Below are 7,400 nucleotides of genomic sequence, written 5' to 3' on the forward strand. Positions count from 1 at the left end.
CGGTCGTCATGGTGCGCAGTACCCGCCAACTCTGGAACAAAACCACCACCGAGGTTCGGTTCTACATCAGTAGTTTGACGTCCAATGCCCTCCGCCATGCCCAGGTGATTCGCTCTCACTGGAGTGTAGAAAATAGTCTCCACTGGGTGCTCGATGTCACCTTCAATGAAGATGCTAGCCGCATTCGCCAAGGCTATGCCGCCCAAAACCTCGGGCTCATCCGTCGGCTCAGTGTCAGTTTACTGAAGCGCGAACCGTCAAAGCTTAGTCTGAAGATGAAGCGCTACACCGCCGCGATGGACAATGGCTTTCTACTCAAAATCCTCGCCGCCAGCGGGGCGGATGAGGCGTGACGGGCAACAGGATGGCTACCCTGGGATAAACGACAACTGGTTTCGTGAGGAGGCAATTAACTCGAATATCCGACCATGGCTGGGCCTGAAGCCTGAGTCGACCCGCTATAATCCGATGATTTTACCCCTCAAACTATCCATACGAGCACTCGATTAAGATGCGATTACCCTGATGGCTTTTCTAATTTCGACAATTTCAAGTTAAGAGGTTTGTTGCCGTGGGTATTTCCGTTTAAAGCAGCATAACCAGACCGGAAGAGCCAAAAAAGCTTCATCGCGACCGGACAGATATACCGTTCCATCTATACCGAACGGTAATTACCGAGCAGTATAGTATGTCTGAGCAAAGTCAGCAAGCCACACTGATGGATTTGCGTACCCGTGCGGGACTGACCCGCCGCGAGGTGGCAAATGCCCTGGGAATTACCGAAAAGACAATCTATGTATGGGAAACCAGCGAAAACCCGCCCAAAATGACGGTTTCTCAGGTGCAAAAGCTGCTAGAGGTTTTGGGCTGTACGCTGGATGAGCTGGCGATCGCGACAAGTAAATAGTTTGGTCAATACGTTAAATTAGGCCAATCTAGTAAAATCTTAAAATTGATGATTGAACAACACTTTGCGAATAAGTTCCAATAGCATTGACAAGCCAATTCGAACTAATTTTGCTGTGCAAAGCAATTAAGGTAGATATACAGTGCAGGTACCTGATCTACAGGCTTTAGTTTTATTCGGATTTTCTTATCGATTTTCCTGATCTCTAGTGAACAAGATTCTTGTCATGGGTCTACAACAGCAAAGTCCGAAACTATCAATTATTCTTGCGGTAATCACAGCAATTACCGGCTTGGGCGTGGCTCTGTTTAATAATTGGGATAGATTATTTTCGAGTTCGGGACAGCCTGGAAGCTCTGAGGAACCATCCAACAGCAAAAAAAGAGTGCGATTTATATTGCTTGATAGTTCAGGGAATCCGATTTCTTGGGCGAGAGTTCAATTTATTTTTGATGGTGCTCCTGAGCCTAGATATACCGACGATCTTGGATATGTGAGCATTTCTATTCCAATAAGAGAAGAAGTTAGAGTGATAATTCAAAAAGAGGGCTTTAAAACAATCAGAAGGGAGATAAATCTAAATGCTGATATAGAGACAACAGTTGAGTATGTAATGTACTCAGAAATAAATGCTCAGGAAAGCAACATAGTAGAGGATGGGGAAAAGGGTGATGCTTCTCAAGAGGCTAATGCTAGGCAGACTGGCCTTGAAGTTCCCGAGGCAAATAACCTTTTGGCAAACGTCAATCCATCTCAGCCATCCACCATGGAACCCCTGGACTTCTTCAATTTATATTTTTATAGAATAAATTATGGGCTTTTCGATGAAGCATTTCAAATGCTCTCTCAAGATTATTTGGCAAAAGTGTATTTCAGCAAAGGCTTTTCCTTTGATTCAGCCTTAGAAAATTTTAGAAAATATTGGGATAGGTGCGATATAGAATATAGAGACGAAAATTTGGTTGAGCATGGAGATGAGGCTATAGTTCTCTATCAAGCACGCTTCTTCTGCAAGGATGATCATTCTGTCGGAAGGAGACACGACTTCAGACCTTATAGGATGGTGATGATCAAATTCTCAGATGGTCGTGAGTGGAAGGTGAAGGAAGTTGTGGCAGATCGATAGTCATCGATTATTTTAATTTTTGGATCAAAGACAGCCATGATCTCGCGCCTTTGTCAGTCCTGTTATTCCTTAATGAACCGATGAATTATTCAAGCTAAAGAGGTGATGAGCTTTCAAGGCCGTATTACCGCCGACATCGCCCTGTGCCTGGCCCGCTACTTTGATATGTCTCCTCGGTTTTGGCTCGACTTGCAGTTGGACTAGGACGCTTAGAGCATCGATACAGTATGTCAAGATCCCAGGGTTCTTAGGCAGATTGGCCATGAGTTTCGGAGCATTCCAGGGCAGAACCCTGGGATCTGTACCGGCGTTTTAGGGGTTTCCCCAACTTTCTATGGGATCCCCTTCCGGAGGGTGCCAACCAGCAGAAACCCAGATTGAACGAGCTACTTGTATAGACGGCTCATCCCGAAAATCATCGTTCAGATCTAACCGCTGGCAAGTAGCACGACCAGTAGATGAAGTTCCCAAAATTCTCAAAGTATCTCTTGACCACATGAAGTGATCTGCCCAAGACTGCCGCCGAGGATTGAACAGCGGCACCATGTTCTCAGTTACAGGGTCTACACCTTTGGTAAAGTTGTAGCGTCGCTCATTGCAGCGATGGCAAGCAAGCGCCAAATTATTAAGTTGGTCGCTTCCCCCTAGCGATCTTGGCTGCAAATGATCGAGTGTAAACAAATCTGGGCTTAAGTATTCGGGGGAGTGGCAGTATTCACAGAGGAATTTAGCTCGTTGCCTAACCTGGAGTCGGGTTGCACTGGGCACCATTTGCTTTGGGCAGCTAGCTGGGCATTGATCAAGGTAAAAATACGCTGAAGCTCAGTAATGCCAGCATATTCTGCCATTTCGTCAGCCGTGAGGGTAGCCGTTTTCTGTCGGTCAAGCAGCGTTTCAAAGCGGCTTTGCAACTCATCCGAAAATCTAAACAAATAGACCCCGCCAAATTCTCGCATCTGCACCCCAGACGCCATCAGGGATGAGGGCTGTACCATTAGCTGAGGAGTCATAGTCGCTGCACAGTTCTCTAGGATGGCTCTATTGTATGCTGCCTACCAATGGGTATGACAAGCGGCGCATTACCACCGACACCGCCCTGCGCCTGGCCCGCTACTTTGATATGTCTCCCCGGTTTTGGCTGGGCTTGCAAATAGTTTCACGGTCAAAGGCAGCATCGGGCAACCCTTCACTAGCTGAGCCTGTGTAAGTCGCCGCCCGCTCTCGCAACCTCTGGGCAATCTCTGTGGAAGATACTTGTTGCCATAAGAACATGGATTGCTTTTGCGCCCGCCACTGGTCGGTTGCCTCAATGGGCCTACCGCTTTCCAAGCCTTCTACCAAAGGTGCCTCAATCTTTGCCTTTTGGGAGAGCCGCTCTTGCTCCCTCAAGACTAGATGTACCAGGTAATCGGTTGCCGTGTCAAAGCCAGCCTGCTCCGCTTGTTGAGTAATTACCGCCTCTACATTATCTGGCAAAGAAATATTCAGCATGGCGAATGTGGATCATGTCCATGATTATAGAGATTAGTCTACATAGCCATCAGCCGATGAGGGCTGTGCATTGGCTACGCGCCCAGAGCGGCCACCAACTGCTGCTTAGCCGCTTCCAGAGCCTCGGCCAGTTTACCCGGATCCCGTCCACCCGCCTGGGCCAGGTTGGGGCGGCCGCCGCCGCCGCCGCCGCAGAGTTTGGCAATGCCGCCAATGAACTTACCTGCCTGTAGCTTTTGCTCGATCACTTCAGGGCTAAAGGCCGCCACCAGGCTAACTTTCCCTGGTTCCGGCACCGAGCCCAGCACCACTGCCCCGGCCCCCAGCTTTTGCAGCAGCCGTTCGGCAGCCGTCTTCAGGGCATCGGCGCTGACCGCTTCCAGCTCGGCCACCAATACCTTCAGATCGCCTAAGCTCTCTGCTTGACTCAGCAACTGGTCAGACTTCAGCACGGCCAGGTCAGACTTGAGGGTCTCCAGTTCCTTTTGGGTGGTCTTTAGGTCCGTTTGCAGGGTGGTGATGCGATCGGTTAGCTCTTCGGGCTTGGCCTTAAAGCGATCTGATAACTCCCGCACTACGGCATCCCGCACATTCAGGTACTCCAGCACGGCGGGGCCAGCCACCGCTTCAATCCGGCGCACCCCGGACGCGACTCCGGTTTCGGAGATGATCTTAAACAGGCCAATTTCAGCCGTATTGCTAACGTGGGTGCCGCCACACAACTCCATGGATACCCCAGGGAAGTCGATCACTCGCACCTCAGCGCTGTACTTTTCGCCAAACATGGCGATCGCGCCCTTGGCTTTGGCGTCTTCCAGGGGCATGACGGCCACCTCGGCGGCATGACCCTCGGCGATCCAGGTGTTGACCTGCTCCTCCACCTGCTGAATTTCCTCAGCACTGAGGGCACGGGGGCAGTTGAAGTCAAACCGCAGCCGGTCAAAGGCCACTAGCGAGCCCGCCTGGGAGATGTCGGGATCTACCAGCTTTTTCAGGGCCGCTTGCAGCAGGTGGGTAGCGGTGTGGTTGGCCTGGGCCCGGCGGCGGCAGGCCCGGTCAATCTGGGCAGTCACGTCAGCCCCGACGGTCAGGGTACCCCGCTCGATACGGCCCACATGGACAAAGAAGTCGCTGTCCTTTTTAACGTCCTGGATGCGGACCACAACGGATTCACCGGACAAATAGCCGCGATCGCCGATTTGGCCCCCTGACTCTGCATAGAAAGGGGTCTGGTCCAAAACAATCTGCACCTCCTGGCCGGCCTCTGCCTGGTCCACAGATTCCCCCTGTACCAGGATGGCTGCCACCTGGCTGGTGCTACTGGCATCGGTATAGCCCAGGAACGTGGTGGAATGGATGTGTTCTGCTAGGGTATCCAGGCTACCCTGCACGGTCAGGTCAATGGTTTCGTGGGCCTCTTTCGAGCGCTGCCGCTGTTCTGCCATGGCCGCTTCAAACCCAGCCACATCCACGGTCAGCCCCTGTTCTTCGGCAATTTCCTGGGTCAGCTCTAGGGGGAAGCCGTAGGTGTCGTACAGCACGAAGGCATCGGTACCGGCAATTTGCTGGGTTTTGGATTTGGCTTCCCGCTGCAGGATGTCGGCCAGCAGCTTTTCACCCCGTTCCAGGGTTTCCAAGAAACGGGCCTCTTCCCGATCCAGTTCGGCCTTAATGGTGGACTCTCGCTCGCGAGTGTTCGGAAACGGGGCTTCTGCCAACTGAATCGCTGTTTCTGCCACCTGGCTAATAAACGCCCCTGCAATCCCAATCAATCGCCCGTGGCGCACCACCCGGCGAATCAGCCGCCGCAGCACATAACCCCGACCCACATTAGAGGCGGTAATGCCGTCGGCAATCATGTGCACCACGGCCCGCACGTGGTCACCAATTACCTTTAGCGATACCTTGGTCTTTTCGTCGGCCTTGGCGTAGTCAATCCCGGCCAGCTTCGCCGCTGTTTCGATGATCGGCAGAATCAGGTCAGTCTCATAGTTATTGGGCACCTGCTGCAAAATCTGAGCCATGCGCTCCAGGCCCAGGCCGGTGTCAATGTTCTGGTTTTGCAGGGGCGTCAGATTGCCCGCTGCATCCCGGTTGTACTGCATGAACACCAGGTTATAGAACTCGATGAAGCGGGAGTCATCCTCTAGGTCGATGTCGTCATCCCCCCGTTCAGGGTGGAAGTCGTAGTAAATTTCCGAGCAAGGACCACAGGGGCCAGTGGGGCCAGAGGCCCAGAAGTTGTCCTCCTCGCCCATGCGAATGATCCGGTGGGTGGGTACCCCTACCTGGTCTCGCCAGATGGCAAAGGCGTCATCATCTTCGCGAAACACACTGACCACCAATTGCTCGGGGGGTAGCTTGAACACTTCGGTAGACAGTTCCCAGGCCCAGGCGATCGCTTGTTCTTTGAAATAGTCGCCAAAGCTGAAGTTGCCCAACATTTCAAAGAAGGTGTGGTGGCGGGCCGTACGGCCCACATTCTCGATGTCGTTGGTGCGAATGCACTTTTGGGAGGTGGTAGCCCGATCCACATCTGCTGGCCGCTGGCCCAGAAAAATCGGCTTAAAGGGCAGCATCCCGGCAATGGTCAGCAGCACTGTCGGATCTTCGGGCACCAGGGAAGCGCTGGGTTTGATGGCATGGCCCCGGGCGGCGTAAAAGTCCAAAAAGGTCTGGCGAATTTGGGCGCCGGTGATCACGGTTGCAGTGGACGGTTTGGACTTGGCCATGGGACTAAAGGAAGAGACTAGATAACTGTGGAACTCAAGAGCTTTCTATTCTAGACCTATCCTAACCCCTGAACCCGATGACTCACTCCCTATCACTTGAATGGGGGGCGCAGGGCTGAGGCTATTGATCAGCCAAATAAAGCGCTCGAAATGGTTTTTCTCCTTGGCCGCCGCCCGTTCCACATCTATCAACGAAACTCGATCAGCCCTGGCATTTAAGCAAGCTTTGCGGATGAGCTGCATCAACTGACGCATAATCTATGTCTAAATCACCCCTTTGGAGCTGGGGATCAGATGCGCCCGCCGGGGATCGACTTCGGTGGCCATGCGCATGGCTCGGGCAAAGGCTTTGAAGGTGGCCTCGATAATGTGGTGGGAGTTGATGCCATCGAGTTGCCGAATGTGCAGGGTCATCTGGCTGTGGTTGACCACTGCCACAAAGAATTCCCGGACTAACTGGGTGTCATAGGTGCCTACCCGCTGGGTGGGAATCTCTAGCCCATAGCTGAGGTGGGGCCGTCCCGAAAAGTCTAGGGCCACCTGTACCAGAGACTCATCCAGGGGGGCAACAAAGTGACCGAAGCGGGTAATCCCTTTGCGATCGCCCAACGCCTGATGCAGGGCCATTCCCAGGGTAATGCCCACGTCTTCGTTGGTGTGGTGGTCATCAATTTCAATGTCGCCCTTGGCCTGCACCTCCAGGTCAATCAACCCGTGGGAGGCAATTTGGTGCAGCATGTGGTCCAGGAAGGGGATGCCTGTCTTGGCCGCACATTGGCCCGTGCCATCCAGATTGAGGCTTACCTGCACATCGGTTTCCCCAGTGGTGCGGCTCACCCTAGCCTGGCGGCTGGGGTAGGTGAGTCCGGGGGTGGGTACGGAAATAGGACGATCTTGAGTTTGCATAAGCTAGATGGGCGTGAGTAAACGATGCTGTCGGGTGCTTCAGGCGCAGCCGTAGCGCGGCACCAGAAGGCTAAGGGAATTAACGACTGAAATTCCATCTTACCCAAATCTGCCGGTACCCAAGTGTGAGCTCCCGGTTCGCTCATTTTTGAGTGAGGTCGGCCAATTAGGTTAGATTTGGGCTATGGAAACTCCTCTAACCGTTATCACAGAACGGGTTGACGATATTCCCCTGCTG

General features: G+C 52.8%; 8 protein-coding genes and 2 pseudogenes. 5 read left to right on the forward strand and 5 right to left on the reverse strand.

Annotation, left to right across the window (positions count from 1 at the left end):
* From E1H13_RS25705 to E1H13_RS28385, 4 genes and pseudogenes are all read left to right on the forward strand, one after another.
* Positions 1–353 (forward strand): ISAs1 family transposase (locus tag E1H13_RS25705; RefSeq protein ID WP_169617820.1); only part of this gene is annotated, 353 nt, incomplete at its 5' end.
* A gap of 335 nt (positions 354–688) precedes the next feature.
* Entirely contained in the window at positions 689–907 is a 219-nt protein-coding gene (locus E1H13_RS25710; RefSeq protein ID WP_169617821.1) for a helix-turn-helix transcriptional regulator, read from the forward strand.
* Between the two features lie 208 nt (positions 908–1,115).
* The gene (locus E1H13_RS25715) at positions 1,116–2,033 is read left to right on the forward strand and encodes a hypothetical protein (RefSeq protein ID WP_169617822.1); all 918 of its coding nucleotides are present in this window, start codon (positions 1,116–1,118) and stop codon (positions 2,031–2,033) included.
* A 99-nt stretch (positions 2,034–2,132) separates the two neighbouring features.
* A pseudogene (locus tag E1H13_RS28385) lies at positions 2,133–2,234 on the forward strand (addiction module antidote protein, HigA family); the annotation flags it as partial.
* Between the two features lie 111 nt (positions 2,235–2,345).
* Here E1H13_RS28385 and E1H13_RS25725 read toward each other — a convergent pair.
* Together E1H13_RS25725 and E1H13_RS25730 are read right to left on the reverse strand one after the other, a co-directional pair.
* Positions 2,346–2,804, reverse strand: a complete 459-nt coding sequence (locus E1H13_RS25725; protein ID WP_169617823.1) for an HNH endonuclease — start codon at positions 2,802–2,804, stop codon at positions 2,346–2,348.
* Entirely contained in the window at positions 2,723–3,043 is a 321-nt protein-coding gene (locus E1H13_RS25730) for a hypothetical protein (protein ID WP_169617824.1), read from the reverse strand. The genes E1H13_RS25725 and E1H13_RS25730 overlap by 82 nt, the downstream gene beginning before the upstream one ends.
* Positions 3,044–3,096: 53 nt before the next feature.
* Between E1H13_RS25730 and E1H13_RS28185 the strand changes: the two are divergent.
* A pseudogene (locus E1H13_RS28185) lies at positions 3,097–3,183 on the forward strand (addiction module antidote protein, HigA family); the annotation flags it as partial.
* Here E1H13_RS28185 and E1H13_RS27060 read toward each other — a convergent pair.
* From E1H13_RS27060 to hisB, 3 genes are all read right to left on the reverse strand, one after another.
* Positions 3,144–3,524: a hypothetical protein gene (locus E1H13_RS27060; protein WP_206071091.1), complete on the reverse strand. Its 381-nt coding sequence runs from the start codon at positions 3,522–3,524 to the stop codon at positions 3,144–3,146. The pseudogene E1H13_RS28185 and the gene E1H13_RS27060 overlap by 40 nt on opposite strands.
* Positions 3,525–3,598: 74 nt before the next feature.
* Positions 3,599–6,256 (reverse strand): alanine--tRNA ligase, encoded by a 2,658-nt coding sequence (alaS, locus tag E1H13_RS25740; RefSeq protein ID WP_169617825.1) that lies wholly within the window; start codon positions 6,254–6,256, stop codon positions 3,599–3,601.
* Between the two features lie 264 nt (positions 6,257–6,520).
* Positions 6,521–7,162: an imidazoleglycerol-phosphate dehydratase HisB gene (hisB, locus tag E1H13_RS25745; protein WP_169617826.1), complete on the reverse strand. Its 642-nt coding sequence runs from the start codon at positions 7,160–7,162 to the stop codon at positions 6,521–6,523.
* Positions 7,163–7,400 lie beyond the last annotated feature (238 nt).

The sequence above is a fragment of the Nodosilinea sp. P-1105 genome (assembly GCF_012911975.1).
In the GTDB taxonomy this organism is placed as follows: Bacteria; Cyanobacteriota; Cyanobacteriia; order Phormidesmidales; family Phormidesmidaceae; genus Nodosilinea.

Excerpts from the sequence above, each read along its gene's own strand:
- E1H13_RS25730 (WP_169617824.1), bottom strand. The coding sequence starts at position 3,043 with ATGACTCCTCAGCTAATGGTACAGCCCTCATCCCTGATGGCGTCTGGG.
- hisB (WP_169617826.1), bottom strand. The coding sequence starts at position 7,162 with ATGCAAACTCAAGATCGTCCTATTTCCGTACCCACCCCCGGACTCACC.
- alaS (WP_169617825.1), bottom strand. The coding sequence starts at position 6,256 with ATGGCCAAGTCCAAACCGTCCACTGCAACCGTGATCACCGGCGCCCAA.
- E1H13_RS25725 (WP_169617823.1), bottom strand. The coding sequence starts at position 2,804 with ATGGTGCCCAGTGCAACCCGACTCCAGGTTAGGCAACGAGCTAAATTC.
- E1H13_RS25710 (WP_169617821.1), top strand. The coding sequence starts at position 689 with ATGTCTGAGCAAAGTCAGCAAGCCACACTGATGGATTTGCGTACCCGT.
- E1H13_RS27060 (WP_206071091.1), bottom strand. The coding sequence starts at position 3,524 with ATGCTGAATATTTCTTTGCCAGATAATGTAGAGGCGGTAATTACTCAA.